The organism is Bradyrhizobium sp. HKCCYLS2038 (genome assembly GCF_051167655.1).
In the GTDB taxonomy this organism is placed as follows: domain Bacteria; phylum Pseudomonadota; class Alphaproteobacteria; order Rhizobiales; family Xanthobacteraceae; genus Bradyrhizobium.
Window position 1 is genome coordinate 1,278,211 of sequence record NZ_JBNPTM010000001.1, and the last position, 26,041, is coordinate 1,304,251.

Consider the following 26,041-nt stretch of genomic DNA (forward strand, 5'->3'; position numbering starts at 1 on the left):
ATGCACGGCACGCGCGCCCAGCACCTGTCGCTGCCGCGCGCTGCCGATGCGTCTCATCATGCAGCCGGGCGTATCGGCCCCAATGCGATCATCCAGACGGCCGAGGCCTTGCGGCTGCTGTTGGGAGAGGACATTGCGCGCCGCGTGTTCGCGGCCGCGCGCCTGGAAGACTATCTCACCTGTCCGCCGGCCGAGATGGTCGACGAGGCCGAGGTCATCAGGTTGCATGGCGCGCTGCGGATGATGCTCGACGATGACACCGCGCGGGCCGTCAGCAGCAAGGCAGGGCAGCTGACAGCCGCCTATCTCCTCGCGCATCGCATTCCCAGGCCCGCCCAGCGTGTGCTGCGACTGCTGCCGGCGCGGCTTGCAAGCCGGGCACTGTCGCGGGCGATCACGGCGCATGCGTGGACCTTCGCCGGCACCGGCATTTTCACCGCGCGCCCGGGACGGCCGACCGTCTACGAGATCAGCCAGTGTCCATTGTGCCGCGGCCATCACGGCGATCATGCCATCTGCGACTTCTACGCCGCGACATTCGAGACGCTCTTCAGGACGCTGGTGCATCCCGAAGCCCGAGCGCGCGAAATTGCTTGCGAAGCCGTGGGCGCTTCTGCCTGCCGCTTCGAAATCGATTGGTGAGACCACGCCATGCCCGAAGCGACAATGTCATGGCTTCGGGACCAGCGCTCACTTGGGCAGGAACCGCGCCCCTTCCTTGCCGAAGAAATCCAGCATCGCCTGCGCTGGCGGCAGCAGGAGCTTGTCGGCACGACGCACGGCATGCCATTGCCGGACGATCGGCAGGCCCACCACGTTGAGCATTACCAGCCGGCCTTCGCTGAGCTCATGCGCCACCGTGTGCTGCGAGATGAAGGCGATGCCGAGGCCGGCGATCACCGCCTGCTTGATGGTCTCGTTGCTGTCCATCTCCATGCTGGTCTTCGGATGCAGCCCGTGCTTGTCGAAATAGGTTTCCATCAACAGTCGCGTGCCCGAGCCCGGCTCGCGGGTGATGAACACCTCGCCGGCGAGATCCTCGGCCGCGATGCGCTTGCGGCGGGCGAGGCGGTGGCCGGCCGGCGCGATGATGATGTGGGGGTGCTTGCCGAACGGCCGCATGTCCACCGGAATGTCGGCCGGCGGCCGTCCCATGATGGCGATGTCGAGATCATAGCCGCGCAGTGCCTCGCGCAGGCTGTCGCGATTGCCGATCCGCAAGGTCACGTCGATCTTGGGAAAGCGCCGCGAGAACTCCGCGATCGCGAACGGAACGAAGTATTTCGCGGTGCTGACCGCGCCGATCGCGACCCGGCCGCCGCTTCGTCCTGCCAGGATGTCGAGCGCCTGCTCGCAATCCAGCAGCGCCGCCTCGACCCGCTCGGCGAGCGCGAGCACGCTGCGGCCGGCCTCGGTGAGGATCATGCCGTCGGTGGTGCGCTGGATCAGCGGCAGCCCGGCGAGCTCCTGAAGATTGCGAATCTGCAGCGTCACCGCGGGCTGGGTGAGATTCAGGCGACCCGCCGCTGAGGTCACCGATCCCGAGTTTTGCACGGCCACCAGCGCGCGAAGCTGGCGAATGGTGAGGTCACGGGAGAAGTGCCTGCTCATGGAACCCTCGATGATATCGATCGCATAAGGAAAACTTTGGTCATTCCAAAGATAATGAAATTTCCCAAATGGGGCAAATCGAGTGTTGATAGCGGCGCGGCACGACGCATTCGTGCGGCTTCATCAAGTTCCCGGTAGAGGAGCTGATGGCGAGGGAGTGGCCCATGACCGACCAGGCAGATCATCATCCGACATTGCAGGCTCATCTGACGTCCCACGGGGCGGACGCCGACTGCGCTGCCGTCATCGAGGCCCTCGCCGAGGCGGCGCGCGAGCTCGCGCGGCAGATCGCGATCGCGCCGCTGTCCGGGGTCGACGAAGGCGCCGCCACCGTCAACACCGACGGCGACATCCAGAAGGCGCTGGATATCGTCGCCGACAATCTGATGCGGGAGGCACTGCGTCGGTCGCCGGTCGCCGGCATCCTGTCGGAGGAGGGCGATCGTCCCGAAATAGTCAACGAGACTGCCCCACTTTGTGTGGCGATCGATCCGCTCGACGGTTCCTCGAACCTGCAGAACAACATCTCGGTCGGCACCATCTTCTCGATCCGTCCGCGCGGCCGCGACGTGCTCTCCAGCTTCTTCGAGCCCGGCACGGCGCAGCTCGCTGCCGGTTTCTTCGTCTATGGCCCGCAGACCTGCCTCGTGCTCGCCATCGACCACCGCGTCGACCTCTATGTGCTGCATCCGACGCTGCACGAGTTCATTCTTGCGAAGTCCGGCATCCGCATCCCGCAGGACACGCCGGAATTCGCCATCAACGCATCGAACCGCCGGCACTGGAGCGGCACCGTCCGCAACTATGTCGACGAGTGCCTGTCCGGCGCCGCGGGACCGCGCGGCCGTGACTTCAACATGCGCTGGATCGCGTCTCTGGTTGCCGAAGCCTATCGCATCCTGATGCGCGGCGGCGTGTTCCTGTATCCAGCCGATTCACGCCCGGGCTATCGCGAGGGCCGGCTGCGCCTGGTGTACGAAGCGCATCCGATGGCGCTGATCATGGAGTGGGCCGGCGGCTCGGCCTCGAGCGGCCGCGCGCGCATCCTCGAATTGTCGGCGCGCTCGCCGCATCAGCGTGCACCGCTGATCATGGGTGACGTCCGCCTGGTGCGCGATGTCGATCAGCTTCACGAAGGCGTCGAGCCGCTGTTCGAAACCAGCGATGCGCCGCTGTTCGCCCGCCGCGGCCTGTTCCGCTGAGCGAACGCTGCCGGGCGCCTCCTGCTCGGCGAGACTTCCGGAGAAAAGTCATGTCACGTCGTCATCCCATCATCTCGATCACGGGCTCGTCCGGTGCGGGCACCACGTCGGTCAAGAAGACCTTCGAGAACATCTTCCGCCGCGAGAACGTCAAGGCGGCCTACATCGAGGGCGACGCGTTCCATCGCTACAATCGCGAGGAGATGCGCCGCAAGATGGTCGAGGAGGCCGAGTGCGGCAACAAGCACTTCAGCCATTTCAGCCCGGACACCAACCTGTTCGAGGAGCTGGAGAAGACGTTTCGCGACTATTCCGAGACCGGCACCGGCATGACGCGCCACTACGTGCACGATGAGGAGGAGGCGCGGCTCTACGACACCAGGCCCGGCAATTTCACCGAATGGAGCCGGCTGCCGGAAGATTCCGACCTGCTGTTCTATGAAGGCCTGCACGGCGCCGTGGTCACCGAGAAGGTCAACATCGCGCAGCATGCCGACCTGAAGATCGGCGTCGTGCCGGTGATGAATCTCGAATGGATCCAGAAGCTGCACCGCGACCGCGCCTCGCGCGGCTACACCACCGAGGCGGTGACCGACACGATCCTGCGCCGCATGCCGGACTACGTGAACTACATCATCCCGCAATTCTCCGAGACCGACATCAACTTCCAGCGCGTGCCGACGGTCGATACATCGAACCCGTTCATCGCGCGCTGGATCCCGACGCCCGACGAATCGATGGTCGTGATCCGCCTCAAGAATCCGCGCGGCATCGACTTCCCGTATCTGCTCTCGATGATCCAGGGCAGCTTCATGTCGCGCGCCAATTCGATCGTGATCCATGGCTCGAAGCTCGACCTTGCCATGCAGCTCATTCTCACCCCGATGATCATGCAACTGATGGACCGAAAGAGGCGCACGCTATGACCGCCACCGCTCTGCAAAAGCCAGCCGCCAAGGTCGATACGGCCCATGCCGAGATGGCGAACGCCATTCGTTTCCTTGCGATCGACGCCGTGGAGAAGGCGAAGTCCGGTCATCCGGGTATGCCGATGGGCATGGCCGACGTTGCCACCGTGCTGTTCTCGCGCTTCATGAAGTTCGATCCCGCCGATCCGGCCTGGCCGGATCGCGACCGCTTCGTGCTGTCGGCGGGCCACGGCTCGATGCTGCTCTATGCGCTGCTGCATCTGACCGGCTACGAGGCGGTGACGATCGACGAGATCAAGGCGTTCCGGCAATGGGGCGCCAAGACGCCGGGACATCCGGAGTACGGCCACACGCCGGGCGTCGAAACCACCACCGGTCCGCTGGGGCAGGGCATCGCCACCGCCGTGGGCATGGCGCTTGCCGAGCGCCTGATGAATGCGCGCTACGGCGACGATCTGGTCGATCACTATACCTACGTCATCGCCGGCGACGGCTGCCTGATGGAAGGCATCAGTCATGAGGCGATCTCGCTCGCCGGCCACCTCAAGCTCAATCGCCTGATCGTGCTGTTCGACGACAACGGCATCTCGATCGACGGCTCGACCGGGCTTGCCTGTTCCGACGATCAGCTCGCGCGCTTCGCGGCGTCGGGCTGGGCTACGAGCCGCATCGACGGCCACGATCCAGAAGCGATCGAGGCGGCCATCGCGGCGGCGCGCAACAGCGATCGTCCGAGCATGATCGCGTGCCGCACCACGATCGGATTCGGCTCGCCCGGACGGCAGGGCTCGGAGAAGGCGCATGGCGCGCCGCTCGGGCCGGAGGAGGTCGAGAAGACCCGCGCCGCGCTGCATTGGCCGCACCGTCCGTTCGAGGTTCCCGCCGACGTGCTGGTGAGCTGGCGCGAGATCGGTGCTCGCGGCCGCAGCGTGCGCCAGGCCTGGAAGGAGCGTGCGCGCAAGCAGTGCGGCGCGGACCGCTCGCCCTGCCACGATGCTCTGAACAAGAAGATGCCAGCGGCCTATACGGAACGGATGGCGCAGTTCATCGCGCAGCTCACCGCCGAGCGGCCGAAGATCGCGACGCGCCAAGCCTCGCAGAACGTCATCGACGTGATCGCGACCGTGCTGCCCAACCTGCTTGGCGGCTCGGCGGACCTGACCCATTCGAACCTGACCAAGGCCAAGACGCACAAGTCGGTGACGCCCTCGACCATGGATGGCAACTACGTCCACTACGGCGTGCGCGAGCACGCGATGGCCGCGGCCATGAACGGCGTCGCGCTGCATGGCGGTTTCATCCCCTATGGCGGCACCTTCCTTGCGTTCGCCGACTACAACCGGCCGGCGATCCGTCTCGCCGCATTGATGGGGATCCGCGTCATTCACGTCATGACGCACGATTCCATCGGCCTCGGTGAGGACGGCCCGACGCATCAGCCGGTCGAGCACGTTCCGAGCCTGCGCGCCATTCCCAATCTCCTGGTGTTCCGCCCCGCCGACGCGGTCGAAACCGCGGAAGCCTGGGACTGCGCGCTGCGCGCCGAGACCTCGCCGTCTGTGCTGTGCCTGTCGCGCCAGGCGCTGCCCGCTTTTCGCACCGAGGCGTCTGACCAAAATAAGGTGGCGCTCGGCGCCTACGTGGTGGTCGAGCCGGAGGCTGGCCGCGACGTGACGCTGATTGCGACCGGTTCGGAGGTGGCGATCGCGATGGAGGCGGCCAAGCTGCTCGAGGCCGACGGGGTGCATGCGGCGGTGGTGTCGGCACCGTGTTTCGAATTGTTCCGCAAGCAGAGCGCGGACTATCGCGCCCAGGTGCTGGGCAACGCGCCGCGCATCGGCGTCGAGGCCGCCGTCGAGGGCGAGTGGGCGCGCTGGCTCGGCGATGCTGGCGAGTTCGTCGGTATGCAGGGCTTCGGCGCCTCGGCCCCGGCCGATGTCCTTTACCGCGAGTTCGGCATCACGCCGGCAGCGGTGGCCGATGCGGCCATGCGCAACATCATCAGGGCACGGGCGTCCTGACAGACGTTTCGACGCTCACAGAACAGAACACGAAGAGGGACGGAGACGACCATGGCGCGGATCACGCTCAGACAATTGCTGGACCATGCCGCCGAGCGCGGCTACGGCGTGCCGGCGTTCAACATCAACAACATGGAGCAGGGGCTCGCGATCATGGAGGCGGCGGCCGCGGTCGACGCGCCCGTGATTATCCAGGCCTCGCGTGGCGCCCGCTCCTATGCCGGCGACATCATGCTGTCGAAGATGATCGATGCGCTGGAGGAGATGTATCCGCAGATCCCGCTGTGCCTGCACCAGGACCACGGCAACGACGAGGCGACCTGCGCCACCGCGATCAAATACGGCTTCACCTCGGTCATGATGGACGGCTCGCTCAAGGCCGACGCCAAGACCGCGGCCGACTATGACTACAACGTCGACATCACCCGCCGCGTCACCGACATGGCGCACTGGGTCGGCGCCTCCGTCGAAGGCGAGCTCGGGGTGCTCGGCTCGCTCGAGCATGGCGGCGGCGAGCAGGAGGACGGCCACGGCCTCGAAGGCAAGGTCAGCCGCGACCAGCTGCTGACGGATCCGGACCAGGCCGTCGATTTCGTCCGCGCCACCAAGGTCGACGCGCTGGCGATCGCGATGGGCACCTCGCACGGCGCCTACAAGTTCTCGCGCAAGCCGGACGGCGAGATCCTCGCCATGAACGTGATCGAGGAGATCCATCGCCGGCTGCCCAACACGCATCTGGTCATGCATGGCTCGTCCTCGGTGCCGCAATCCTTGCAGGACATGTTCAACCAGTTCGGCGGCGAGATGCCGCAGACCTGGGGCGTGCCGGTCGAGGAGATCGTGCGCGGCATTCGCCACGGCGTGCGCAAGGTCAACATCGACACCGACTGCCGGCTGGCGATGACCGCGATCTTCCGCAAGGTCGGTGCGTCGTCGAAGGTCGAGTTCGATCCGCGCAAGTTCCTGAAGCCTGCGATGGATTCGATGCGCGACCTCTGCCGCGAGCGCTTCGAGCAGTTCGGCGCCGCAGGCAATGCATCCAGGATCAAGGTCATTCCGCTCGCCGAAATGGCCAAGCGCTACCGCTCCGGTGCGCTCGATCCGCGAATTGGGGGAATGACTGAAGCTGCGTGACGTCAACAGCCACAACAATACAGCCAGGAGGAACACATGAACGACCCATCGATCACGGTGCGCGGCAAGGATCGCTACAAGTCCGGCGTCATGGAATACAAGAAGATGGGCTATTGGGAGCCGTCCTATCAGCCCAAGGACACCGACGTGATCGCGCTGTTCCGCGTCACGCCGCAGGACGGCGTCGACCCGACCGAGGCCTGCGCCGCAGTGGCCGGTGAATCCTCCACCGCGACCTGGACCGTGGTGTGGACCGATCGCCTGACCGCGGCCGAGAAGTATCGCGCCAAGTGCTACCGCGTCGAGCCGGTTCCGGGCTCGCCCGGCAGCTACTTCGCCTACATCGCCTATGATCTCGACCTGTTCGAACCGGGCTCGATCTCCAATCTGACCGCTTCGATCATCGGCAACGTGTTCGGCTTCAAGCCGCTCAAGGCGCTGCGGCTCGAGGACATGCGGCTGCCCGTGGCCTATGTGAAGACGTTCCAGGGGCCGGCGACCGGCATCGTCGTCGAGCGCGAGCGACTCGACAAGTTCGGCCGTCCGCTGCTGGGCGCGACCGTCAAGCCGAAGCTGGGCCTTTCCGGCCGCAACTATGGCCGCGTCGTCTACGAGGCGCTGAAGGGCGGCCTCGACTTCACCAAGGACGACGAGAACATCAACTCGCAGCCGTTCATGCATTGGCGCGAGCGCTTCCTGTACTGCATGGAGGCGGTCAACAAGGCGCAGGCGGCGAGCGGCGAGATCAAGGGCACCTATCTCAACGTCACCGCGGCGACGATGGAGGACATGTACGAGCGCGCCGAGTTCGCCAAGGAGCTCGGCTCGAACATCGTCATGATCGACCTCGTGATCGGCTATACCGCGATCCAGTCGATGGCGAAGTGGGCACGCCGGAACGACATGATCCTGCATCTGCATCGCGCGGGCCATTCGACCTATACGCGGCAGCGTGCGCACGGCGTGTCGTTCCGCGTCATCGCCAAGTGGATGCGGCTCGCCGGCGTCGATCACATCCATGCCGGCACCGTGGTTGGAAAGCTCGAGGGCGATCCCAACACCACGCGCGGCTATTACGACATCTGCCGCGAGGACTTCAACCCGATGCGGCTCGAGCATGGCGTGTTCTTCGACCAGAACTGGGCGAGCCTGAACAAGCTGATGCCGGTGGCGTCCGGCGGCATCCATGCCGGCCAGATGCACCAGCTGCTCGACCTGCTCGGCGAGGACGTCGTGCTGCAGTTCGGCGGCGGCACCATCGGCCATCCGCGCGGCATTGCCGCCGGCGCGACTGCCAACCGCGTCGCGCTGGAAGCGATGATCCTCGCCCGCAACGAGGGTCGCGACTACGTCCACGAAGGTCCGGAGATTCTCGCCAAGGCGGCGCAGACCTGCACGCCGCTGCGTGAGGCGCTGGAGATCTGGAAGGACGTCACCTTCAACTACGAATCGACTGACTCGCCGGACTTCGTGCCGACCGTCACCCCCGCCGCCTAACCGTCGTTCGATGCGTCGCCGCGCTGCGGGCCGGACACCGGCCCGCCCGGCAGCACAACATCAGGAGATTTCACCATGCGTGTGACCCAAGGCTGCTTTTCCTTCCTGCCCGATCTGACCGATGATCAGATCACCGCCCAGATCCAGTACTGCCTCGAGAAGAACTGGGCCGTGAACATCGAGTTCACCGACGATCCGCATCCCCGCAACACTTATTGGGAGATGTGGGGCCTGCCGATGTTTGACCTGCGTGATGCCGCCGGCATCATGCGCGAGTTGTCGGAATGCCGGAAGATCTACGGCGACCGCTACATCCGGATCTCGGCATTCGATTCCAGCCATGGCTGGGAGTCGATCCGGCTGTCCTTCATCGTCAACCGGCCGAAGAACGAGCCCGGCTTCCGGCTGGACCGCCAGGAAACCGTTGGGCGCAATCAGCGTTATTCGACGCGGTCCTACGCGGCCGAGCGTCCCGAAGGCGAGCGCTACTCCTAACATAAGCTACGCTGGAGTCGCCGGCCTGGTCGGCGGCTCCAGCGCCGGCCCTGCCGTCGTGGCAAAGTCCGATTTGCTGATTCCGATTTGACGGCGTACCCTGCTTGCCGGAGTTCGCGGGGGCATTCCGCCAGCGTGTGCGAACTTCGGCGAGCGGAGCACAGCCCATGATGCAGGCCACGCAGGCGGATGCCAAAGAGGCGACGCCGGTCGAGACGATCGATCTGCGCCGCGAGTTCGAGAGCGTCGACATCGCCCCGGTGCTGGAGCAGCTCGACCGCGAACTGGTCGGCCTCGCGCCGGTCAAGACGCGGATCCGCGAGATCGCCTCCCTGCTGCTGATGGAGCGCATCCGCCAGAAGATGGGACTGGCAACGACGTTCCCGACCCTGCACATGTCGTTCACCGGGAACCCCGGCACCGGCAAGACCACGGTCGCGCTGCGCATGGCCGGCATCCTGCACCGGCTCGGCTTCGTCCGCCGCGGTCATGTCATCAGCGTCACCCGCGATGACCTCGTCGGTCAGTATATCGGTCATACCGCGCCGAAGACCAAGGAGGTGCTGAAGAAGGCGATGGGCGGCGTGCTGTTCATCGACGAGGCCTATTACCTGTACCGTCCCGAGAACGAGCGCGACTACGGCCAGGAGTCGATCGAGATCCTGCTGCAGATCATGGAGTCGCAGCGCGAGGACCTGGTGGTGATCCTCGCCGGCTATGCCGACCGGATGGAGAAGTTCTTCCAGAGCAACCCCGGTTTCCGCTCACGCATTGCGCATCATATCGACTTTCCCGATTATTCGGAAGGCGAGCTCTTGACGATCGCCGAGATGATGCTCGAGGGGCAGAACTACCGATTCTCCCCCGAGGCGCGCGCGGCCTTCGAGAAGTACATCGCGGTCCGTCGCACCCAGCCGCTGTTCTCCAACGCCCGCTCGATCCGCAATGCGCTGGACCGGTTTCGGCTGCGTCAGGCCAACCGGCTGGTGTCGCGGCTCGACCGCGTGCTGACGGCGGAGGAGGTGATGTCGATCGAAGCCAGCGACGTATTGGCGAGCCGCGTGTTCGCCAAGGGAGCGGCGAAGCAGGAGATGAGTACGGAGGAGCAGCCATGAGCCTCGCCGTGGTCACGAACTTGACGCGTGACGAACTCCGGGCGCGGATCGCCGGCGCCGGCGCATTGCTGCTCGACGTCGACGGCACGATGGCGGAGACCGAGGAGATTCACCGTGAGGCGTTCAACGAAGCCTTTGTGGATGCGAAACTGGACTGGCATTGGGGCCGCCGCGTCTACAAGGAGCTGCTGCGCGTCGCCGGCGGCAAGGAGCGCATTCGCGCCTTCGATCAGATGCGGCGCAGTGGACCGCCCTTGAGTGACGCCGTGATCGCGAGGCTGCACCGGGTCAAGACGGAACGTTTTGCCGCCCTGATGGCCGACAAGGGCTGTCCGTTGCGGCCCGGCGTGAAGGAGCTGCTCGATGCGGCGATCGGCCGCGGTCAGCGGATGGCGATCGCCACCACGACCACGCGTGTGAATATCGACGCGCTGCTCGCACCGGTGCTCGGTCGGGATTGGGAGACGATGTTTGCAGCCGTCGTCGCCGCCGACGACGTTGCGCGCAAGAAGCCTGCGCCCGACGTCTACATCGAGGTGCTGTCACAGCTCGACCTGCCAGCTGCGAATTGTATCGCGATCGAAGATTCCGGCAATGGACTGATGGCGGCGACACGCGCCGGTGTCCCGGTGCTCATCACGCGCAGCCTCTACTTTCATGATGACAGTTTCAACGGCGCGCTCGCGGTGCTCGACGACCTCAGCGAATTATTTGCTTGAGGTGTCTTGAGGTACCAGCAAACTCAAGAACGTTTCTAACTATATACATCATAGTGCGCATGGCTGCTCGCCATCGCGTTCTATTGCTGTTGCGATGAGAACGTGTAATGCCTTGATCGCATGCTGACATGTCGAGTCGAGGTCGTGAGTATGGCCCGCACGCAGGCCAAGGTTAACAAACGCAGTGACGTCCCGCGCGCGGTCGCGTTGCGTGGGCGAGTCGGACGGCCGCCGAAAGCGCTGGCCGGTAATATCGAAGAACGGATTCTGGACGCGGCGCGTGAGGTATTCCTCGAGCGCGGCTTCGACGGCACCAGCATCGATGAGATCGCCGAGCGGGCGCCAGCCTCCAAGCCCACTATTTATGCACGCTATTCCGGCAAGCCCGCCCTGTTTGCCGCCATCGTCGAACGTTCCATCGATGAGCGGATGGCGCTGGGCTCGTCCTACACGTTGCCGTCCGGAACGGTGCAGGAGAAGCTGGCCGGGCTTGCGATGGCCATCGTCGACCGTGCGTTGAAGGAGTCGATTGGGCTGTTCCGCGTCACGATCGGCGAAGCCTATCGCTTTCCCGATCTGAGCTGCCAGTTTCACGAGCTGTCGCGCCAGCGGGCAAGCCGCGCCGTGGCATCGTTGCTGGCTGATACGATCGGCTCGCCGGCAACATCGGGCAAGCGCGCGCCGTCCAAGGCGGCGACGGCATCCGCCGAGATCTTCATCGACCTGATCGTGCTACCGCTGCTGATGCGGTCCTTGATGGGAATGACTGAAAAGTCCCTCCGCAAGGAGATGCCGGGCTTCGTCCGCGAGCGCGTCAAGATCTTCCTGGCGTTGCATGCCAAGACCTCATCGTGACCTCATCGTGAGCTCAGCGGCGGCGCAGTGACGTCGGTTCGAGCGTCACCTGCTTGAGGTCCTTGCCGCTGACGACGACGATGATGAAGGCGAGCTTGCCGTCCTTGGTGATCAGGCCGCCACTGATGGCCTTGCCCGCTGCGGATCGTTCCGCGATCCGGATCGCATCCGACATCCGTAGCGCGATGCCGTTGAGCGCGGCCAGGCTGGTGCGGTCGCCCTCGTTGAGGCCCTGCACGGTTGAGAACAGGACGCTGCTCAGCACCTTGGCGGTGGCGCAGTCGATATCGGATTCCCAGATCTGGCCCTTCAGCAGCGTGCGTACCTTGTAGACCGGCGCGCCGAGGCCGCCCTCGAAGCTGATGTCCGCGGTCTTGGATCCCGGATGCAGCTTCTCAGCGACCCGCAACGCCTGGTGCAGCGATACTTCCGTTCGGCGGAACCGGTCGAGCTCGAGGTCGATCGTTGCCTGGCTGAGCGCGGGATCCGTGGCGGACGGTGCTTCCGTAGTGGACGGCGGCTGAATGTCGGTGACGCGGGCCATTGCAGCGGCCGGCGTCAACGCCGTCCAGCACGACAGCATCAGCGAAAGAAGAAGCTTTGATCTCATGGACGTCTCACCGGCTCCACGCCTCGCCCGGCAGTTTGGGGCGTCATATCCGAATCGATCGTTAAGAACTAAACTGTTTCGTTTCTTAAAGGCTCGCCATCAAGGCCTGTCAACGCGGCGTTCTGCCACTCGGCGATGGCTTCGATCAATTGAGCGCGAGCAAGGTGGTCGGGAACCTCAATGGCACCGCGCTGGGCGTTTGTCGACAACTGCGATAAGTTGTTCGGCGTTTCAATCTTTGCGGTGAATTTTGCCGCGACGGCGTCTTCCATTGTCATGCCAGCGTCATGCAAGCCGGCTGGAAGGGCGTCATCAGAAGGAGCATCAATGATCAAGCGCCGGGCCATCATCACGATCACCTTCACCGCGGCGGCGCTGCTCGCGGCTTTCGGCAGCGGGGCGGAGGCGGCGCAGTGCGGCTCGTCACCGGCGGGTTTCGAGGGCTGGAAGCGTGAGTTCGGCGAGGAGGCGCGCGCCAAGGGGATCGGCAACACCGCGCTGGCGGCGCTGATGCAGACCAACTACGCCTCGGCCACCATCGCCGCCGACCGCGGCCAGCGCAGCTTCGGCCTGTCGCTCGATCAGTTCCTCGCCAAGCGCGGCGCTGCGACCATCGTCGCGCGCGGCCGTCAGCTCAAGCAGTCGCAGGCGGCGATGTTCGCCTCGATCGAGCAGCGCTACGGCGTGCCGCCGGGACCGCTGATCGCGATCTGGGGCATGGAGAGCGGCTTCGGCAGCCAGCGTGGCAACCAGCACATGCTGTCGTCGATCGCGACGCTCGCCTATGACTGCCGCCGTCCGGAATTCTTCACCGAGCAGCTCTATGCCGCGCTCAAGCTGATCGACCGCGGCGTGCTGTCGGGCGCGACGCGCGGCTCGATGCACGGCGAGGTTGGGCAGACCCAGTTCATGCCCAAGAACATCTTGGCCTACGGCATCGGCAATCTCGACGTCGCCGCCAATGCGCTGGCCTCGACCGCCAACTTCCTGCGCGCCAATGGCTGGAAGGCCGGCGCCGGCTATCAGCCCGGCGAGCCGAACTTTGTCGCCATCGAAGCCTGGAACGCCGCCGGCGTCTACCAGAAGGCCATCGCTTTGATGGGCCGCCAGATCGACGGCGGCGGCTCGGCCGCGGAGCGGTGAGGCCGGCAGATCTCTTCAAACAAAAGCGGCGCTCCATCGCTGGAGCGCCGCCTCTTGTTAGTCAGTCAGCCTTTTGGCCTTACGCCTTCAGCTCGAATCGGTCGAGGTTCATCACCTTGGTCCAGGCGGCGACGAAGTCCTTGACGAACTTTTGCTTGGCATCCGAGCTGGCATAGACCTCGGCGAGCGCGCGCAGCTGCGAGTGCGAGCCGAAGATCAGGTCGGCGCGGGTCGCGGTCCACTTCACGGCGCCGGACTTGCGGTCGCGGCCCTCGAAGGTGTGCTCGCCCTTGTCGACCGGCGTCCACGCCACGCCCATGTCGAGCAGGTTGACGAAGAAGTCGTTCGACAGCGTCTCCGTCTGCGCGGTGAAGACACCGTGCTTGGAGCCGGCTGCATTGGCGCCGAGCACGCGCAGGCCGCCGACCAGCACGGTCATCTCCGGCGCGGTCAGCGTGAGCAGCTGGGCCTTGTCGACCAGCAGCTCCTCGCCCGACAGCCACTGCTTGCCGGAGAGATAGTTGCGGAAGCCGTCATGGGTCGGCTCGAGCACCGCGAACGACTCGACGTCGGTCTGCTCCTGCGAGGCGTCGGTGCGGCCCGGTGCGAACGGCACCGTCACCTCGACGCCGGCCTTCTTGGCCGCCGCCTCGACGCCGGCATTGCCGGCCAGCACGATCAGGTCGGCGAGCGAGATCTTCTTCGCCCCGGCATTGAACTCCTTCTGGATGCCTTCCAGCGCGGACAGCACCTTGGCGAGCTCGGCCGGGTTGTTGACCGCCCAGTCCTTCTGCGGAGCGAGGCGAATGCGCGCGCCATTGGCGCCGCCGCGCTTGTCGGAGCCGCGGAAGGTCGAGGCCGAGGCCCAGGCGGTCGAGACCAGCTGCGCGACGTTGAGACCCGAGGCGAGGATCTTCGCCTTGAGCGCGGCGACGTCCTTGTCGTCGACGAGCGCATGGTCGACGGCCGGCAGCGGATCCTGCCAGATCAGATCCTCCTTCGGCACCAGCGGGCCGAGGTAGCGCACCTTCGGACCCATGTCGCGATGGGTCAGCTTGAACCAGGCGCGAGCGAAGGCGTCGGCGAACTGATCCGGGTTCTCCAGGAAGCGCCGCGAGATCTTCTCGTAGGCGGGATCGAAGCGCAGCGCGAGGTCGGTGGTCAGCATCGACGGCGCGTGGCGCTTGGACTTGTCATGCGCGTCCGGCACGGTGTTGGCGCCGGCGCCGCCCTTCGGCGTCCACTGGTGCGCGCCGGCCGGGCTCTTGGTCAGCTCCCACTCATAGCCGAACAGGTTCCAGAAGAAGTTGTTGCTCCACTTCGTCGGCGACGACGTCCAGATCACCTCGAGGCCGGAGGTGATGGTGTCACCGGCCTTGCCCGAGCCGTATTTGTTGGCCCAGCCGAGACCCATCTGCGCGATATCCGCGCCTTCCGGCTCGGCTCCGACCAGCGACGCATCACCGGCGCCGTGAGTCTTGCCGAAGGTATGGCCGCCGGCGATCAGCGCGACGGTCTCTTCGTCGTTCATCGCCATGCGGGCGAAGGTCTCGCGAATGTCGCGCGCCGCCGCCAGCGGATCGGGGTTGCCGTTCGGACCTTCCGGGTTGACGTAGATCAGGCCCATCTGCACCGCCGCGAGCGAGCCGGCGAGATCGCGATCGCCGCTGTAGCGCTCGTCGGCGAGCCACTTGCCTTCCGGACCCCAATAGATGTCCTGCTCCGGCTCCCAGGTGTCGGCGCGACCGCCGCCGAAGCCGAAGGTCTTGAAGCCCATCGATTCCAGCGCGACGTTGCCGGTCAGCACGAACAGGTCGGCCCAGGAAATCTTCTGGCCGTACTTCTGCTTGATCGGCCACAGCAGGCGGCGGGCCTTGTCGAGGTTGGCGTTATCAGGCCAGCTGTTCAGCGGCGCGAAACGCTGCTGACCGGTGCCGGCGCCGCCGCGGCCGTCGCCGATGCGATAGGTGCCGGCGGCATGCCAAGCCATGCGGATGAACAGCGGGCCGTAATGACCGAAATCGGCCGGCCACCATTCCTGCGAATCGGTCATCAGCGCGGTCAGGTCCTTGACCAGCGCGTCGAGATCGAGGCTCTTGAATTCCTTGGAATAATCAAACGCCTCGCCGAGCGGATCGGAGAGGTTCGAATGCTGATGCAGCACCGACAGATCGAGCTGGTTGGGCCACCAATCCTTGTTCTTGAATCCTTTCACGCCGCCCGAGAATGGGCACTTGCTGACGTCATCCATGTCTGCCTCCTGACCTGCATCTTCCCCCTGGGGGGTGGGTGGCGGGACCCTACGCGGCCACCCCGATCAGGGGAAGTTGAGATTGATGATCGCAGCGATAAGATAATCTGATGACAGGCCTGTGATGCCGTGGAGGTCAGATCCAGCCCGTCGCGGTGGCCAAGCGCGCCGTCGGGAACGGGATGGGGCGGCCGTCGTGCCTCGCATGTCTCCCTGGGGCTATGGATCCCGGATCGGCGCGCGCGTGGCCGCGCGCTTGTCGGGGACGACAGCGGAGAATGACGCGACCGTGAAGAATGACGCGATAAGGGAGGACGCCGCGGGAGCTCGCCACACAAGAAGTGTCATCCCGGGCAAGTCTGCCACCGCGACAGCGGCGGAGGACGCCGACCCGGGATCCATACGCCGCGGCGGATGTGGTTCCGCTGCAGGCCGTCGTTCGGTCAGAGACAGGTTCCGCTGCCATGCGCGTTGGAGCACGGCAGCTGCTTCGACAGGTGGTCGACCTTCTGCTTCAACGACGCCTGCGCGAGCACGTCGAAGACGCTTCGCGGCGGCAAGGCCATCGCCTTGCGGAAATCGGCGGCCGCCTTGGTGGCATTGTTGCGTGCCTCGTAGGCCAGTCCGCGGCCGATAAAGCTCTCGATCGTCTCGCGCCGCGCCAGCGCGCGATCGAAATCGGCGATCGCCTGCTGATGTTCCTTGTTGGCGTTGTGCAGAAGACCTCGCACGGCAAGATATTCGGCGTCGTCGGGATGGGTGATGCCGATCTGGTCGAGATCGGCGGCCGCATGCACCAGATCCTTCTGGGCGAGGTAGACGCGGGCGCGCAGGATACGCGCCATGGTGTCGTCCCCGGTCTTGCCGATGATCTGGTTGAGCGCGACGATCGCGCGATCGAGCTGGCCTGTCGAGATCAATGCGAGGCTTCTGCCGAGCAGGGCGATCTGGTTGTTGGGGTTGCGCTCCAGCAGGATGTTGACGTCGGACAGGCTTTCGCTGGCGCCGCCCCGCCAGAGCAGTGCCAGCGCGCGTGCGGCGCGCGCGTCGTCGTCGCGCGGGTTGATGGCCAGCGCCTGGTCGAAGTCGACCACGGACTTGTCGGCCTCGTTCATGAAGATGCGGGCGAGGCCTCGCTGGGTGAAGGAGGCGCTGTCCTTCGGATTGAGTGCGATGGCACGATCGAGATCGGCGATCGCTTCCGGAAACCTGCCTTGCAGCCGGTTGATCATGCCGCGATAGGCGAAAGCGACCGGATAGTTCGGCTGCAGTTCGAGCATTCGCTGGACGTCCGCTCGCGCCAGTTCGAGCTGCTTCAAGGCGATGAGACTCATCGCGCGCAGCGACAGTGAGTAGACATCGTCGGGCTTGATCCGCAGCACCCGGTCGAGATCGACGCGGGCCTCGGCGGACCGGCCGAGGCGCAAAAAGGCGAGCGCGCGGAGTTGCAGGGCGACGACGTCGTCCGGCTTTTGCGCCAGGGCGCGCTCGATGTTCTGGATGGCGTCCTGCCACTTGCCCTGGGCGAACAGCTGCTTGGTGGTTTCCAACAAGCCCTGCGACCCCGACGGCGCCTGCTGCGGGTTGGCCGAAGCGTTTGGCGGCGCCGAACCGTTGCCGAGCTCGGCCTGCATCGCCTCGGCCGATTTCACCAGATCCTTCGCTTCGGGATTATCCGGTGCGATCGCCAGCGCGGCCTTGAAGTCGGATACGGCCTTCGCGTAGTCGCCCTTGGCCAGCAGCAGCCGGCCGCGCGCGAGATAGGGCATGATCTCCTTGCCGCCACTCTGCGCGACCGCCCGCGAGAAATCCTCGATGGCGCGCGGCGTGTCGCCCTTGCGGCGATAGATCTGGCCGCGATGGAAATAGGCGACACCGACATTCGGCGCCGCCGTAATGGACACGTTCAGCTCGTTCAGCGCTGCATCGAGATCGCCGGTCTCCAGCAGCGCGCGGCCGCGTCCGAGATGGGCCGGCGGCGAATCCTGCTGCAGGTGCAGCGCCGCATCGAAATCGCTCAGGGCTTCCGGCCAGCTCCTGGTCTGCAGCCGGAGATTGCCGCGCGCGAGATAGCCGTTGATGTTCTTCGGATCGATCTCGATGGCCCGGTCGAAATCGGCGCGTGCGGCATCGATCGCATTCTTGCGCTGCCAGATCTGGCCACGCACCATGAGCGCAGGAACGAAGCCGCCGTCCAGCCGCAGTGCCGCCTCGGAGTCCGCCAGCGCGGGGTCGAGCTTGGACTGATTGATGTAGACGCGGGCTCGGTTGACGTAGGCCTGCAGGTGATCGTTGTCGGAGCGCGCCTGGTCGTCGATGATCGAGCTGCAGGCCGCGACGGTCCGCTCGTTCGGGCGCGGATTGCAATCCTCCCACTCGCCAGCGCGGGCCGCAGCCGAGGCCAGCACGGCCGCCACCGCGATCCCTGACAGAGCCATGGCCCGCGCGTTCGGGCGCCGGCCGGAGCGTTCGACCGAGCCGACGAGATCCTTCATCGATTCTGCCATGGTTTACCCGCAGTCTTGCCGTTTGTCTGACGATAGCGCATGCGGGTTTCAGCGGCCACAAACCGGGCCGTCGGTTCGTAGATATTTGCGGGCAAAGCCGAAAATCGCGCTTCTGCAGCTCCCGGTTGCAGTTGCCAGGTGAGGGAAAATTGACCTCCGCTCAGCCAATCGATAAGATTATCTGATGATACACCTGACGATGCGGCAGCTTCGCTACTTCGATGCGCTGGCGCGTCTCGGCCATTTCGGCCGCGCCGCGGAGGCCTGCGCGATCTCGCAGCCGGCGCTCTCGATGCAGATCAAGGAAATGGAGGACGCGCTCGGCGGCGTCCTGCTGGAGCGCAGCGCGCGCCAGGTGGTGCTGACCCGCTTCGGCGAACAACTGGCCGAACGCGTTCGCGAGATTCTGCGCTCGGTCGATGAGCTCGGCGATTTCGCCCGCGCCTCGCGCGACAAGCTCACCGGCCGGCTGCGGCTCGGCATGATCCCGACCGTCGCGCCCTATCTGTTGCCGAAGGTGATCGGAAGTCTGACGCGCAAGCAGCCCGAGATCGACATTCACGTGCGCGAGTCGAAGACGCCGACCCTGATCGAGGAGCTGATCGAGGGCCGGCTCGATGCAGCGATCGTCGCGCTGCCGGTGTCGGAGCCCTCGCTCACCGAGGTCGCGCTGTTCTCGGAATATTTCCTGCTGGTGCGTCCGCCCGAATATGAAGGCGCACCGGTGCCGAGCGGCGAGAGCCTGCGCGAGATGCGGCTGTTGCTGCTGGAGGAGGGACACTGCTTCCGCGACCAGGCGCTGTCGTTCTGCAACATGCAGGCGCCGCGCGAGATGCTCGATGCCTCCTCGCTCTCGACCCTGGTGCAGATGGTCGGCGCCGGCATGGGCGTGACGTTGATCCCGGAGATGGCCGTCGGCGTCGAGACGCGCTCCGCCTCGGTGTCGCTGGCGCGCTTCGCCGAGCCGCAGCCCCAGCGCACCATCGGCATGGTCTGGCGCAAGACCAGCCCGCTCGCCAAGCAGCTCATGCAGATTTCCGAGGTCGTCGGCAGCGCGGCGGAAGGGCTGCGCAAGCAGGCGGGAACGGGGCAGGGCAGGAAGCGAAGGGGGTGAGTGAGGTTCTGGTGTTCGCCAGCGAGCTATAAGTACTGTTATTCATGAGGTGAATCAGGCGCGCGTTCGATCATCAGATCCAACTCGGATGCGATGAGCTTGATGGCTTCAAACCAGTTCGACGTTCGTTGCGAGTGGGCGCTCTTGGACATCGAGAGCAACCGAAAACTCGTCATGTCGAGAAACGGCAGGTCTCGGTAGGCGGTCGGGATCTCCTCAAAAGCTCCAGTCAGCACCACGATCAACACCCGATTGTCCTTGCGCTCCGGCTGAAGTTCGAGAAACTGTTGTAGTTCCCACATTGCCCATTTGGAAACGGCGTATCTGTGTGTCCACAGGACGAGCATTACCTTCGAACGTCTGATCGTATCCCCAACTATTTCCGTCCAAACGTTGCTCGGCATGACCTCACTGACGTCCAGATATACATGAGTGTCCTCATGTCGCATGAAGGACAGTTCGCGCTTCAATGTATCAGCTATTTCGATCGCCAACTCAGCCGAGGATCGGTCATGGCTCAGGAAAACGTCGTAGCCGTGGACATTTTTACGATCCGAGAAGCTTGACGGAACTGAAACATTCAGACGCTGGCTGTGAACAACGGGCTCCCTAGCCGTCTCCAGAACGGTGGGATCAACCCCCGTCAACGCCTTGACGTCCTGTAGCTCACTGGCCAGGAACGCGGCGACCTTGTCGTAGACGAACCCCATGCCGGTGGGGTCGCTAGTCCCTTGCTCTTGGACCGCGAGCCGCTCGCCGAAGCCGAAATAGGAGTGATGCGGAATCTTGATTGTCTCGGCTACTTGGCGAGGATTGACGGAGACCGGCAGCCAGTCGGCGTAGAACTCGCGAACGCCCTCGACCACGCGGTCGAGCCAAGCCTGGGTTTCTTGGAATTCCTGCACGCCCCAGCGCGAGGGCAAGGGCAGGATCGACAGCGGCATGCGATCATAGGCCAGCGACTGCCGGGCGCGCTGCGCCAGCCGCATCACGTCGCGCACGCCATAGAGGCTCTGGTAGTTTGCCGTGAACATTGCCACGACGACGTCCGGCATTTGGATGGTGCAGATGCCGCCGGTGTCGCTGAGACCCGTCCGGCTGTCGATCAGGACGATGTCGTATTCGCTGCGCCAACGGTTGCGCAGTTCCTCGAAGAAGGCGCCGCCGCCACTGGCAAAGAACTCGCTCCAGTCGAACGATTCCAGATTGGTGGAATATGCGGTATCCTGCTCACGTCCGCTCGGCAGTAGCGTGAGAGGATGCGAGCCGCCGCAATGCACCGATAGCGTAAACTTGCTCTCGTCGATCTTGCCAAGCTCACGTGTCTCGACGTCTATGTCAATCTTGGCGGTCTTACGCGCTTCTACGAGCATGCGCAGCAGGCCGGTGCCCTTACCCGTCATCTCGTAGTAGCTGAAATAGCGCTCCAGTCCCGGCGCCTCGAGGTCCCAGTCGACCGCCAGCACCTTCAGGCCACGCCGCGCCAGCAGCACGGCGATGTTCGCCAGTGCCATGCTGCGTCCGACGCCGCCCTTATAGGAATAGAAGGTGACGATGCTGCTCATGGCGCGGTGAACCGCGGTACGGTGGTCTGCACCGCCTCGACGCTCTGGTGAAAACGCGCGTACATCTGCTCGGCGGCCGTCTGCGGCCAGGTGGCACGGAACGCGGGCGCGTGCTCGATGCAGGCGGCGATAGCGGGCGCCTGCGCCGCGAGCGCGGCGTCGAGTTCTTCGGCGCGCGGGCTTTTCGGCGCCATCCGCACGTTGAAGCATTGCTGGATTTCGAACCGCTGCATGTAGCCAAGCTCGGCCGGAAAGCGATGGCCGTCATGGATGAACGCCGGGATCACGACGCCGTGCGGATGCTGCGCGGTTCGCAATTGCGCCTCCTGCTCACGCGCCACCATGTGGCTGAGTTCGGCGGAGCACCATACGCTCGACAGATAATTCCCTGTCCACAGTGCGATCAGCGTGCGGGAGCAGCCCAGGGCCGTTCCCAGCGCCTGCGGCCATGACGTTCCCGTCTCCACCTGCTGATCGATGAACACGGTGAGTGTGCGGCCCAGCTCCATCTCCACCCGAAGCGTCAACAGCGGCAGGAAATGCTGCTGGATCCAGGCCAGGGTCTCGGGGTGGCGGCGATAGCTGATGAAAATATCGTGCGTGTAGCTCACGGCGGCGACCGGAATGAAGGGCGAGCGTCCATCCAATGCTGCAACTATAGACGGAATCTCGACCGGGCGGCAATGCTGCGATGCGGCGGCCTACGTGAAGACGAGCGGCGCAGCGCCCCGCGCCCGTTTGTCGGGCTCCTTCGCGTCATCGAAGCGGGCGGCGACGGCCCGTTGTTACCCGTGAAGCGGATAACGACATGGCCTGCCACGAGCGGGTGAACCATATACCGTGCATTCGAGTTAGGAACGCGCTTGCGGAGCGGCTGTTCGTAGGTCGAGCAGCTCACGGGCTCAAGGTCGTCGCGGTCGCGGCGGCCGACTGCGCCGGATGACGATCGCAAGCAGTCATGCGTGATGACCTTGTCGAGGAGTCCTAGCGATGCGAAGCTTGAATCAAGTTGCGGCGTTGGCCCTGTCGGGCGCGCTGCTGGTCGGCGCAAATGCGCCGGCCTCGTCCGCCCCGGTCACGGCACTGTCGGCCGCTGCGAAGCCCGATGTGTCCTCCGGCAGCACCATCCAGGTCCGCTACGGCGGCTGGCATGGTGGTTGGCACGGCGGCGGCTGGCGGGGAGGTGGCTGGCGGGGCGGCGGTTGGGGCTTTGGTGCGCTCGCGGCCGGCGCGCTGCTCGGTGCCGGCATCGCGGCTGCGACGACGCCTTATTATGATTATGACGATCCCTACTACTATGGCGGCGCCTACCCTTACGGCTATGTCGGCGTCGGCTACGCGCCGTATTATGGCTATGCCCGTCCCTACTACGCCCGCCGGTACTATGCCCGTCCGTATTGGCGTCATCGCTACAATGGCTGGGGCGGCGGTCCCTGGGGCCCCTGGTGGTGAGCCCGGGCTGATCGATCGCGCGATCCCGTCTGCGCGAGCCGTCGCGCGGACGGGCTGACCGAACTGACGACGTCGCGGCCGAATCTTGGGGGCCCGCCCGCGGCGATGGCATGGCTTTTGTATCGATCTCCGCAAACGGCTGCGCGCCGAGGGCGCGCGCCGGGAGAGCGGTCATGTCTGAAGCGGCGAACACCGAGACGTTCTGGGTCGGAACGATCGTCGACTGGCTGGTCAAGAACGCCAGCCTGCGCAGGGAACGCGTCGACCTCAAGCGCAAGTTCACGCAGGAACCGTATAATCTGAGCGCCGTCAGGGTGCTGACCATGATGGATGAGCTCGTCGCGCTCCATCATGCGCGCAGCGGCGCGAAGCTCGTGCTGTCACAGAACTGGCGGCTCGCGCATCGCAACGACAGCGTCGGCGATTTCATTGTCGCCTTTCTTCGCCTGGTTCTGCCCGATGCTCCCGTCAAGACTGACAATGGCGCGCCGTCCCCCGGCCAGATGTCGGAAAGCCGACAGGGCCGGGCGCATAATCAGCGTCTCGAGGCGCTGCGCGCCGATCCGTGTGGCGATTGGCGGCCGGTCGATCTCGAGATCATCGCTTCGCAATATGCGATGAAGTTTCGCAAGATTACCGGGACGCACGAGGTCTTCCTGCATCCCTCGGTGCCGCACTGCGTGACCATTCCGCTCAAGGCCCGGATCAGGGCGCCCCACATCCGCGCCTTCGTCGCCATGATCGACCGCATGGACGAGGTGGTGCGATGAGCGATCTCAGCGCCTACGCCTATCAGGTGACGGAGCTCGGGCGCGAGGATGGCGGCGGCCTGCTCGTCACCTTTCCGGATCTTCCCGGCGTTATCGGCATCGGCGAGACGACCGAGCAGGCCGTCGCGGACGGACGACAGGCGCTGTTTGCCGCGCTCGATGCGTTCAAGGCCGTCGACCGCGAGCCTCCGGTCCCCGGCGCGGTCCGCCTGCCGTGAGACCTGCCCCGCCAACTCAGCCATCACCGCCACGGGAGAGACCATGCCATTGACAGAGGACGCCATCCAGGTCGGCAAGTGCTACAAGACGAAGATCGCCGAGAGCTACAAGGTGCTGTCGATCACCCGCGGCATCGTCACCTACCAGACGCTGACCTCGCCCCTGCGCATCAACACCGGCATCAAGGCGTTCGCGGACGCGGTCTACAAGGAGATCCGCTGTCCAGAGCAAGGTTAGCGGAGCAGTCCCGGCGTGACCTTGTCGTCCGCCGCGCGACTCCGAGAGTGAGAACCGCGATCCCTCCGCCGTCATTGCGAACGCAGCGAAGCAATCCAGGGTGGTCGGCGGGACTCTGGATTGCTTCGCTGCGCTCGCAATGACGCGGAGAGGGTTTCGCTTGTGTCGTGCGGAGGGAGGGGATGAGAGTGGAACAGCGTGACGACGGCGTGCTGGCTTTTGTCGACGATGACGGTCGGATCTGGGCGCAATGTGCACGGCCGTCGCAGCATCCTGACGATCCGGACTACGTGATCGAAGGCCCGCTATGCGGCTTCATTTATGACGAGGGCACCTTCACCCCCGACAGCGAGCAGGCCTTCCGGGCCTGGCTGGACGACCGCCTGATCAGCGACGAGATCTTCCATGTGAGGCACAGGGACGCGGCGTTGGAGCTGTGCCGGCGCATCGCGGCGGCCGGGCGTGAGATCCTGAAGGACCGGACGGTCTTGCCGCCTGGTGGATGAATTATTCTGAAAAACAAAAATAACTTGCGAATAATCGGAAATTGTGCTTACTTACGTCCATCCCGCCTCGAGCAGAGGGACGTACGCGTCGTCACGAACGTGAGGTGGGCTGCGATGGACGTGACATCCGTGCTTGACGAGCGCGGCTGGCACGGACGGCGAAGTCGTGTGGTCCTGGCCTCTCGACGCTGAGGTCAAGTTCGCGGTCGATGCTGTGACGGCTCGCGCGGGCGATGGGGGCAAGAGAGCCGATCCCCAGGGAGAGCACGAAGGACACCGTTAAAACCAGTCGCGCGGGGAAGGCCGGGATGTCCCAGCCGAACCTGTGGTACCTGCCGCCTGCATTTTTTTCTGCAGGCGGGCCATGGGGGCGGCAGGCTCCCGGCCTTCTCCGCGCCCTCTCATTGTTCGAGGGCGATGCCGATGCATCACTCGGGCACGACGTGTCGCGGGAAGGCGATGCCCTGTGTCTTCGATGTTGTCTCTCATGTCGGATGTCATTGATGTCATGTCTCATTGCCGGATCGCTAACGACACCCTCCGCCGTCATCCCGGACAAGCGCGCGGCACGCGCGCGCCGATCCGGGATCCATAACCCCAGGGAGACGTGTGAGGCAGGAAGGTCGCGCCATCTCGCCCAGCCACACCCGTCACGGCGTATGGATCCCGGGTCGGCGCTCACCAACGCTGCGCGTTGGTGAGCTTGCCCGGGACGACACCGTTTGTGTGGTGGCCGCGGTGGCCAATCAGGACGCAGTGGGTGTGCTTGCCAAGACCGTCAACGAACTCCTCCGCCGTCATCCCGGACAAGCGCGCGGCACGCGCGCGCCGATCCGGGATCCATAACCCCAGGGAGATGTATGAGGCACGATGGCCGTTCTATCTCGCCTAGCTACGACCGTCACGGCGTATGGATCCCGGGGCAGCGGCCACCAACGCTTCGCGTTGGCGGCCTTGCCCGGGATGACACTGTTTGTGTGGTGAGCGATGCGGCCAATCAAATGCACGGATGTGAGTGGCAACTGCCGACGCCTCGTGAACGGATCAGGGATGTGACGCACGTTCGGTCCTCCCATTCCGATAGGTGTCTGTACACCGCCGCCTCGGGCGAAGAACCTCGCACGCGCGCATCGGTAGCGAATCAAATAAGTTCGAGACGAGCGCGGGAGGTTAGGCTTTTTGTCGGGCGTACGGCCTTCGATCCGCAGGTGTTGCTGCGATCTTTCCCCTGGGGAGGGGGCTATACGATGAGGAAGTTCTGCGCGCTGGGAGCCGCGATGAGCCTGTGCGGCTGCACGCTGCTGCCGCTGGACGAGCACCGTGGCGCGGCCACGATCCAGTCATTCAAGAGCGCTATCCAGTGTGAAGTCGCAGCCGTCGCCTCCGAGGAGCGCTACAAGCATTTCCATCTGTCGAAATGGCTGGTCAAGGCGTCGCTCGACATGACGCTGATCAATACCGTGTCGGGAGATACGTCGGGGATCGCCACCGTGGTTTCGGCCAGCTTGGCCACGATCAATCCAAGCACGTCGCTCAGCGGCAAGTTCACGCATAGCGGTCATCTCGACTTCGCCATCGCCGTCCCGGAGGCGCTGGAGCTCTACGGCGAAACCTGCCGCGGGCCAGATCCCTCCCAGACCCGCCTCGGTCTCGCCGGCTGGATCGCGGCCACCCTCGATGAAATCAAACCCGAGCATCACGGCGGACTGAGCTACACCGTCGACGTCGACGTTGTCGCCAGCGCAGGCACCCGCTTCGGCTTCATCTTCAGCATTCTCAACACCATCAATTCCGGCGGCCTCTACAGCCGCGAGGGCGTCCACCATCTCGTCGTCACCATGGCCGAGCCGCTGCCGCCACCGATCCCGATCCCGCTGCCGGTTCACGTGGTCGGCCCGGTGACCGTCGAGACCGAGAAGGAGGCCGATGCAAAGAAGGCGGCCCGGCCCGCACCGGCCGAGGGCAAGCCGGGTGCTGCGCGTGCGCGTCATCCCGCGCTCCAGGATCGCAATCTGGACCGGATGCTCCAGCAGCAGGCTCCGGTCAGGCTCGCGCCGGGGACGAGCTTGAGGTGATGTCTGGCCGGCAG

Annotated in this window: 25 protein-coding genes; 18 read left to right on the plus strand and 7 right to left on the minus strand. The window is 64.9% G+C overall.

Features of this window, described 5'->3' with window-relative positions; all coding sequences use genetic code 11:
• Window positions 1-642 (plus strand): bacteriochlorophyll 4-vinyl reductase, encoded by a 642-nt coding sequence (gene bchJ / locus ACQR1I_RS05655; RefSeq protein ID WP_434867610.1) that lies wholly within the window; start codon window positions 1-3, stop codon window positions 640-642.
• Window positions 643-690: 48 nt separating this feature from the next.
• Here the strand turns inward: bchJ and ACQR1I_RS05660 are convergent, their stop codons facing one another.
• Entirely contained in the window at window positions 691-1,611 is a 921-nt protein-coding gene (locus ACQR1I_RS05660; protein ID WP_434867609.1) for a LysR family transcriptional regulator, read from the minus strand.
• 146 nt (window positions 1,612-1,757) lie between these two features.
• On the opposite strand from ACQR1I_RS05660, the gene ACQR1I_RS05665 reads away from it, so the two are divergent.
• From ACQR1I_RS05665 to ACQR1I_RS05705, 9 genes are all read left to right on the plus strand, one after another.
• The gene (locus ACQR1I_RS05665; protein WP_434867608.1) at window positions 1,758-2,813 is read left to right on the plus strand and encodes a class 1 fructose-bisphosphatase; all 1,056 of its coding nucleotides are present in this window, start codon (window positions 1,758-1,760) and stop codon (window positions 2,811-2,813) included.
• 50 nt (window positions 2,814-2,863) lie between these two features.
• A complete protein-coding gene (locus ACQR1I_RS05670; RefSeq protein ID WP_434867607.1) occupies window positions 2,864-3,739 on the plus strand; it encodes a phosphoribulokinase in 876 nt (291 codons plus the stop codon).
• Window positions 3,736-5,763 carry a transketolase gene (tkt, locus tag ACQR1I_RS05675; protein WP_434867606.1) on the plus strand — a complete coding sequence of 676 codons (2,028 nt, stop codon included), beginning with the start codon at window positions 3,736-3,738 and terminating at the stop codon, window positions 5,761-5,763. Before ACQR1I_RS05670 ends, tkt begins: the two co-directional genes overlap by 4 nt.
• Window positions 5,764-5,814: 51 nt before the next feature.
• Window positions 5,815-6,897, plus strand: a complete 1,083-nt coding sequence (gene fba, locus ACQR1I_RS05680) for a class II fructose-bisphosphate aldolase (RefSeq protein ID WP_434867605.1) — start codon at window positions 5,815-5,817, stop codon at window positions 6,895-6,897.
• Between the two features lie 36 nt (window positions 6,898-6,933).
• On the plus strand, window positions 6,934-8,394 hold the full coding sequence (locus tag ACQR1I_RS05685) for a form I ribulose bisphosphate carboxylase large subunit (protein WP_434867604.1): 1,461 nt from the start codon (window positions 6,934-6,936) through the stop codon (window positions 8,392-8,394).
• Between the two features lie 75 nt (window positions 8,395-8,469).
• On the plus strand, window positions 8,470-8,889 hold the full coding sequence (locus tag ACQR1I_RS05690; RefSeq protein ID WP_434867603.1) for a ribulose bisphosphate carboxylase small subunit: 420 nt from the start codon (window positions 8,470-8,472) through the stop codon (window positions 8,887-8,889).
• A 170-nt stretch (window positions 8,890-9,059) separates the two neighbouring features.
• Window positions 9,060-10,004, plus strand: a complete 945-nt coding sequence (cbbX, locus tag ACQR1I_RS05695) for a CbbX protein (RefSeq protein ID WP_434867920.1) — start codon at window positions 9,060-9,062, stop codon at window positions 10,002-10,004.
• Window positions 10,001-10,723 (plus strand): HAD-IA family hydrolase, encoded by a 723-nt coding sequence (locus tag ACQR1I_RS05700; RefSeq protein ID WP_434867602.1) that lies wholly within the window; start codon window positions 10,001-10,003, stop codon window positions 10,721-10,723. Before cbbX ends, ACQR1I_RS05700 begins: the two co-directional genes overlap by 4 nt.
• 150 nt (window positions 10,724-10,873) lie before the next feature.
• Window positions 10,874-11,578, plus strand: a complete 705-nt coding sequence (locus ACQR1I_RS05705) for a TetR/AcrR family transcriptional regulator (protein WP_434867601.1) — start codon at window positions 10,874-10,876, stop codon at window positions 11,576-11,578.
• Window positions 11,579-11,591: 13 nt separating this feature from the next.
• On the opposite strand, the gene ACQR1I_RS05710 is transcribed toward ACQR1I_RS05705, so the two are convergent.
• Together ACQR1I_RS05710 and ACQR1I_RS05715 are read right to left on the minus strand one after the other, a co-directional pair.
• Window positions 11,592-12,188 (minus strand): PepSY domain-containing protein, encoded by a 597-nt coding sequence (locus tag ACQR1I_RS05710; protein ID WP_434867600.1) that lies wholly within the window; start codon window positions 12,186-12,188, stop codon window positions 11,592-11,594.
• Between the two features lie 68 nt (window positions 12,189-12,256).
• Window positions 12,257-12,538, minus strand: a complete 282-nt coding sequence (locus ACQR1I_RS05715) for a hypothetical protein (protein ID WP_434867599.1) — start codon at window positions 12,536-12,538, stop codon at window positions 12,257-12,259.
• On the opposite strand from ACQR1I_RS05715, the gene ACQR1I_RS05720 reads away from it, so the two are divergent.
• On the plus strand, window positions 12,516-13,331 hold the full coding sequence (locus ACQR1I_RS05720; protein ID WP_434867598.1) for a lytic murein transglycosylase: 816 nt from the start codon (window positions 12,516-12,518) through the stop codon (window positions 13,329-13,331). The two genes, ACQR1I_RS05715 and ACQR1I_RS05720, sit on opposite strands and share 23 nt — an antisense overlap.
• 79 nt (window positions 13,332-13,410) lie before the next feature.
• Here ACQR1I_RS05720 and katG read toward each other — a convergent pair whose 3' ends face one another.
• Window positions 13,411-15,582 carry a catalase/peroxidase HPI gene (gene katG, locus ACQR1I_RS05725; RefSeq protein WP_434867597.1) on the minus strand — a complete coding sequence of 724 codons (2,172 nt, stop codon included), beginning with the start codon at window positions 15,580-15,582 and terminating at the stop codon, window positions 13,411-13,413.
• 443 nt (window positions 15,583-16,025) lie between these two features.
• Window positions 16,026-18,089 carry a tetratricopeptide repeat protein gene (locus ACQR1I_RS05730; protein ID WP_434867596.1) on the minus strand — a complete coding sequence of 688 codons (2,064 nt, stop codon included), beginning with the start codon at window positions 18,087-18,089 and terminating at the stop codon, window positions 16,026-16,028.
• 184 nt (window positions 18,090-18,273) lie between these two features.
• Between ACQR1I_RS05730 and ACQR1I_RS05735 the strand changes: the two genes are divergently transcribed.
• Entirely contained in the window at window positions 18,274-19,203 is a 930-nt protein-coding gene (locus ACQR1I_RS05735; RefSeq protein ID WP_434867595.1) for a LysR substrate-binding domain-containing protein, read from the plus strand.
• Between the two features lie 38 nt (window positions 19,204-19,241).
• Here ACQR1I_RS05735 and ACQR1I_RS05740 read toward each other — a convergent pair whose 3' ends face one another.
• Together ACQR1I_RS05740 and ACQR1I_RS05745 are read right to left on the minus strand one after the other, a co-directional pair.
• Window positions 19,242-20,768 carry a KGGVGR-motif variant AAA ATPase gene (locus ACQR1I_RS05740; protein ID WP_434867594.1) on the minus strand — a complete coding sequence of 509 codons (1,527 nt, stop codon included), beginning with the start codon at window positions 20,766-20,768 and terminating at the stop codon, window positions 19,242-19,244.
• Complete coding sequence (locus ACQR1I_RS05745; protein WP_434867593.1) at window positions 20,765-21,379, minus strand: TIR domain-containing protein; 615 nt, start codon at window positions 21,377-21,379, stop codon at window positions 20,765-20,767. The genes ACQR1I_RS05740 and ACQR1I_RS05745 overlap by 4 nt, the downstream gene beginning before the upstream one ends.
• 379 nt (window positions 21,380-21,758) lie before the next feature.
• On the opposite strand from ACQR1I_RS05745, the gene ACQR1I_RS05750 reads away from it, so the two are divergent.
• The 6 genes from ACQR1I_RS05750 (at window position 21,759) to ACQR1I_RS05775 (ending at window position 26,027) form a co-directional block, all read left to right on the plus strand.
• Window positions 21,759-22,220 carry a hypothetical protein gene (locus ACQR1I_RS05750; RefSeq protein ID WP_434867592.1) on the plus strand — a complete coding sequence of 154 codons (462 nt, stop codon included), beginning with the start codon at window positions 21,759-21,761 and terminating at the stop codon, window positions 22,218-22,220.
• 173 nt (window positions 22,221-22,393) lie between these two features.
• Window positions 22,394-22,990: a hypothetical protein gene (locus tag ACQR1I_RS05755; RefSeq protein ID WP_434867591.1), complete on the plus strand. Its 597-nt coding sequence runs from the start codon at window positions 22,394-22,396 to the stop codon at window positions 22,988-22,990.
• Window positions 22,987-23,208 carry a type II toxin-antitoxin system HicB family antitoxin gene (locus ACQR1I_RS05760; RefSeq protein ID WP_434867590.1) on the plus strand — a complete coding sequence of 74 codons (222 nt, stop codon included), beginning with the start codon at window positions 22,987-22,989 and terminating at the stop codon, window positions 23,206-23,208. The genes ACQR1I_RS05755 and ACQR1I_RS05760 overlap by 4 nt, the downstream gene beginning before the upstream one ends.
• Before the next feature lie 43 nt (window positions 23,209-23,251).
• A complete protein-coding gene (locus tag ACQR1I_RS05765) occupies window positions 23,252-23,446 on the plus strand; it encodes a hypothetical protein (protein ID WP_434867589.1) in 195 nt (64 codons plus the stop codon).
• 182 nt (window positions 23,447-23,628) lie between these two features.
• Complete coding sequence (locus tag ACQR1I_RS05770; RefSeq protein WP_434867588.1) at window positions 23,629-23,952, plus strand: hypothetical protein; 324 nt, start codon at window positions 23,629-23,631, stop codon at window positions 23,950-23,952.
• Window positions 23,953-25,199: 1,247 nt separating this feature from the next.
• The gene (locus ACQR1I_RS05775) at window positions 25,200-26,027 is read left to right on the plus strand and encodes a hypothetical protein (RefSeq protein ID WP_434867587.1); all 828 of its coding nucleotides are present in this window, start codon (window positions 25,200-25,202) and stop codon (window positions 26,025-26,027) included.
• Window positions 26,028-26,041 lie beyond the last annotated feature (14 nt).

Bases quoted from the DNA above. Each gene is read 5' to 3' on its own strand.
- ACQR1I_RS05720 (WP_434867598.1), top strand. From the start codon at position 12,516: ATGATCAAGCGCCGGGCCATCATCACGATCACCTTCACCGCGGCGGCG.
- ACQR1I_RS05775 (WP_434867587.1), top strand. From the start codon at position 25,200: ATGAGGAAGTTCTGCGCGCTGGGAGCCGCGATGAGCCTGTGCGGCTGC.
- ACQR1I_RS05755 (WP_434867591.1), top strand. From the start codon at position 22,394: ATGTCTGAAGCGGCGAACACCGAGACGTTCTGGGTCGGAACGATCGTC.
- ACQR1I_RS05740 (WP_434867594.1), bottom strand. From the start codon at position 20,768: ATGAGCAGCATCGTCACCTTCTATTCCTATAAGGGCGGCGTCGGACGC.
- katG (WP_434867597.1), bottom strand. From the start codon at position 15,582: ATGGATGACGTCAGCAAGTGCCCATTCTCGGGCGGCGTGAAAGGATTC.
- ACQR1I_RS05665 (WP_434867608.1), top strand. From the start codon at position 1,758: ATGGCGAGGGAGTGGCCCATGACCGACCAGGCAGATCATCATCCGACA.
- cbbX (WP_434867920.1), top strand. From the start codon at position 9,060: ATGCAGGCCACGCAGGCGGATGCCAAAGAGGCGACGCCGGTCGAGACG.
- ACQR1I_RS05715 (WP_434867599.1), bottom strand. From the start codon at position 12,538: ATGATGGCCCGGCGCTTGATCATTGATGCTCCTTCTGATGACGCCCTT.
- ACQR1I_RS05710 (WP_434867600.1), bottom strand. From the start codon at position 12,188: ATGAGATCAAAGCTTCTTCTTTCGCTGATGCTGTCGTGCTGGACGGCG.
- ACQR1I_RS05690 (WP_434867603.1), top strand. From the start codon at position 8,470: ATGCGTGTGACCCAAGGCTGCTTTTCCTTCCTGCCCGATCTGACCGAT.
- ACQR1I_RS05730 (WP_434867596.1), bottom strand. From the start codon at position 18,089: ATGGCAGAATCGATGAAGGATCTCGTCGGCTCGGTCGAACGCTCCGGC.
- ACQR1I_RS05670 (WP_434867607.1), top strand. From the start codon at position 2,864: ATGTCACGTCGTCATCCCATCATCTCGATCACGGGCTCGTCCGGTGCG.
- ACQR1I_RS05700 (WP_434867602.1), top strand. From the start codon at position 10,001: ATGAGCCTCGCCGTGGTCACGAACTTGACGCGTGACGAACTCCGGGCG.
- ACQR1I_RS05770 (WP_434867588.1), top strand. From the start codon at position 23,629: ATGAGAGTGGAACAGCGTGACGACGGCGTGCTGGCTTTTGTCGACGAT.
- bchJ (WP_434867610.1), top strand. From the start codon at position 1: ATGCACGGCACGCGCGCCCAGCACCTGTCGCTGCCGCGCGCTGCCGAT.
- ACQR1I_RS05735 (WP_434867595.1), top strand. From the start codon at position 18,274: ATGATACACCTGACGATGCGGCAGCTTCGCTACTTCGATGCGCTGGCG.
- ACQR1I_RS05765 (WP_434867589.1), top strand. From the start codon at position 23,252: ATGCCATTGACAGAGGACGCCATCCAGGTCGGCAAGTGCTACAAGACG.
- ACQR1I_RS05705 (WP_434867601.1), top strand. From the start codon at position 10,874: ATGGCCCGCACGCAGGCCAAGGTTAACAAACGCAGTGACGTCCCGCGC.
- ACQR1I_RS05760 (WP_434867590.1), top strand. From the start codon at position 22,987: ATGAGCGATCTCAGCGCCTACGCCTATCAGGTGACGGAGCTCGGGCGC.
- fba (WP_434867605.1), top strand. From the start codon at position 5,815: ATGGCGCGGATCACGCTCAGACAATTGCTGGACCATGCCGCCGAGCGC.
- ACQR1I_RS05660 (WP_434867609.1), bottom strand. From the start codon at position 1,611: ATGAGCAGGCACTTCTCCCGTGACCTCACCATTCGCCAGCTTCGCGCG.
- tkt (WP_434867606.1), top strand. From the start codon at position 3,736: ATGACCGCCACCGCTCTGCAAAAGCCAGCCGCCAAGGTCGATACGGCC.
- ACQR1I_RS05750 (WP_434867592.1), top strand. From the start codon at position 21,759: ATGCGAAGCTTGAATCAAGTTGCGGCGTTGGCCCTGTCGGGCGCGCTG.
- ACQR1I_RS05685 (WP_434867604.1), top strand. From the start codon at position 6,934: ATGAACGACCCATCGATCACGGTGCGCGGCAAGGATCGCTACAAGTCC.